This window comes from Pseudoalteromonas sp. SR45-5 (assembly GCF_014163565.1).
Classification (GTDB): Bacteria; Pseudomonadota; Gammaproteobacteria; order Enterobacterales; family Alteromonadaceae; genus Pseudoalteromonas; species Pseudoalteromonas distincta.
In genome coordinates this window covers 1-2,584 of the sequence record NZ_JACJDN010000565.1, presented here as the reverse complement: position 1 = coordinate 2,584, position 2,584 = coordinate 1, and the positions used below count along the sequence as shown (strand labels likewise).

Genomic DNA, 2,584 nt, shown 5'->3' with positions numbered 1-2,584 from the left:
GCTTAAGCAACTTATAAAAAGCCCCTCTGGGGCTTTTTTTATTGGAACTACTATGTATAAAAAGCTCTTTTTATCATCACTACTGTGCCTATTTTTAGCTGCATGTTCAAAGCAGCCTCAACCTTATGAGTCGTTTGAGGACGCACAAGTCGCTTTAAAAGCTTTAAACATGGCGCTTGTACAAACAGGTGCTACTAAAGGCAATAACATTGAAAAAGATCAATTGGTTTTCTCTGATGCTTACTTAACAAAACGCCATACTATTTATCAGAGCCTAATGGGTATGGAGCTTAATCTAAATCAAATTGCGCAAGTAAACTATTTGGTAATTGCAGAGCGTTTCCCTGAACGCTACTTTAATTGGCCAGCCCAAGTAAATGTTTTAGAAAACATGCTCGCTTTTGAAGGCTCAAAAAACACACCGGATAATGTTATTACTTGGCTCAAGTTAACCCAAGATACCCTAGACAGTGCTCAACAAAGCAATTTAAAGCTGAACAAGGTTGAACTTACATTGTTACAAAGCTATGTATTAAGTGCGATAGCAAGTAACGATGTTCAACCAGCGCTTAAAAGCCATATAAGAGCTTTTAGCGATTATTTAGCTAGTTATAAGCCAAGAGGAAGTGTGGGTCTAAGAGGTCTGCCAAATGGCACTCAGTGGTATCAGAGCAAACTTAATTACTTTAGTGGCGAAGTACATTCACCGTTAGAATGGGTTACTCTTTTAAACGAAAAAATAAAAGTATTAGATCGTGTTGCATTCGACAGTAAGCTGCCAACTTCTCACCAAAAATCGTTTTTAGTTCAGTATTTATCTGATGAAAAATTAATAGAAGGCTTAGATTGGCAGGCTAACTATCAAGACTTACCTGCAATGGCGATCGCTATGGATATGTCTCATAAAGATAAAACATTGATGCTTGCGATGATGGAATCAGATATAGGTATTCACTACCATGCGTGGACTTTGCCTCAAGCAAAGGTAAACCTTATAAAGCGCCTACAAATGAGTCCAGAAGAGGCCCAGTACTTGGTTGAAGATATAATTCTCTACCCAGGGCAATCATTTAGCTTTATACAACACATTATATAATGATTTGAAAGTGCGCTTATTGTGCGCACTTTGTACACCGTTGAGTTGCGGGGTCTAGTTCAAGTGACTTAGCTGATATTTTTTCTTCACAATCACAGCAGTAGCCATACTGGCCAATTTCTATTTGACTTAGTGCGGCTTCTAGTTTGGTCATGCGACTGATTAAAAGTGCATACTCAGGGCCTAACTTCTCTGCTGCGCAGTCTAACCATTCATTATTTGCTGTATCAGCTAAAATTTGTATTAAATGGTGATGTGCAGGGTAAGCTGATTTAGAAAGCATGGTTAATATATTTAATTTAACTTGTGCTATTTCATCGTTAAGTCTTTTTTGATGATACATTATCAGTACAACCTTATTAAATGGGCTTTACGTTATTCTGATATTATCTAGAGTCTTTAAGTTACTCGTTATGATTTGAATCAAGTTGAGGTGCTTTGGCATATTTATTTAATACGCTCGCCACATCTTCTTTACTTTTTAAACGTCTGATTTCATCAAACAAATCGATAGCTTGCGGGTACTGGCGTTTTAGATAACCAAGCCATTGTTTAGTACGTGAAGCAAAGTATTTTTCATCCTTCGCGGGGTCTTGATGAATAGCTGAGTGAATTAAGTGATAAATAATATGCTCCCACTCAAGGCTATCATATTGCTCATTATTTACATGAGCTTTAATTTTTTTTGCTAAATCAGGGTGCGAAAGGGCGCCACGACCAAGCATTAAATCAGTGCACCCACTTCGTTTTTGACAAAGCATTGCGTCCTCTACTTGCCAAATTTCACCATTGGCAACAACGGCAATATTCTTACCTTTTATTATTGGTGGAATTTTTTCCCAATAAGCTGGCGGGTTATAACCATCTCGTTTGGTTCTGGCGTGAATAGCTACACTATTTGCACCTGCACTTACCACAGCATCAACAATTTCTTGGCTGTTACTGTCATCATCAAAGCCTAAGCGAATTTTTGCACTTACTTCATGTTCATCATCTACAGCATCTCGGACTGCTTTAATAATCGTATACATATGGTCAGGGTCTTTAAGCAGTACAGCCCCCCCTCGGCTACGATTAACTGTTTTGGCTGGGCAACCAAAATTTAGGTCGACCCCATGGGACCCTAATGCGATTGCTCTTATTGCATTTTCGGCTAACGGATTTGCTTCTTGACCGAGTAATTGAACACGCACAGGAGTACCTGCTCGTGTAAATCCATTATTATGTAGTTCAGGGCAAAATCGATGAAAAACTTTGTCAGGTAAGCATGTTTCAACCACTCTTACAAACTCTGTAACGCACAAATCGAACCCACCAATGTCTGTGAGTAATTGGCGCATTTTAAAATCAACGACACCTTCCATAGGTGCTAAAACAAGTTTCATAAAGAGATTAATTTTGATAAAAAACTGGAGGCATAGTTTACCTGTAAATCACACATTGATAAATCTGTAATTACCGCCCATATTTGATGTATAAATTGCAAAA

3 protein-coding genes are annotated in these 2,584 nt (G+C 38.2%); 1 reads left to right on the top strand and 2 read right to left on the bottom strand.

The features are described 5' to 3' along the window. Nucleotides 1-52: 52 nt before the first annotated feature. The gene (locus H5072_RS16550; RefSeq protein ID WP_182694154.1) at nucleotides 53-1,096 is read left to right on the top strand and encodes a hypothetical protein; all 1,044 of its coding nucleotides are present in this window, start codon (nucleotides 53-55) and stop codon (nucleotides 1,094-1,096) included. Between the two features lie 16 nt (nucleotides 1,097-1,112). On the opposite strand, the gene H5072_RS16545 is transcribed toward H5072_RS16550, so the two are convergent. Then, nucleotides 1,113-1,439: a conjugal transfer protein TraR gene (locus H5072_RS16545; RefSeq protein ID WP_182694153.1), complete on the bottom strand. Its 327-nt coding sequence runs from the start codon at nucleotides 1,437-1,439 to the stop codon at nucleotides 1,113-1,115. A 61-nt stretch (nucleotides 1,440-1,500) separates the two neighbouring features. Continuing rightward, complete coding sequence (locus H5072_RS16540; RefSeq protein ID WP_182694152.1) at nucleotides 1,501-2,481, bottom strand: tRNA-dihydrouridine synthase; 981 nt, start codon at nucleotides 2,479-2,481, stop codon at nucleotides 1,501-1,503. Nucleotides 2,482-2,584 lie beyond the last annotated feature (103 nt).

Excerpts from the sequence above, each read along its gene's own strand:
- H5072_RS16550 (WP_182694154.1), top strand. The coding sequence starts at position 53 with ATGTATAAAAAGCTCTTTTTATCATCACTACTGTGCCTATTTTTAGCT.
- H5072_RS16545 (WP_182694153.1), bottom strand. The coding sequence starts at position 1,439 with ATGTATCATCAAAAAAGACTTAACGATGAAATAGCACAAGTTAAATTA.
- H5072_RS16540 (WP_182694152.1), bottom strand. The coding sequence starts at position 2,481 with ATGAAACTTGTTTTAGCACCTATGGAAGGTGTCGTTGATTTTAAAATG.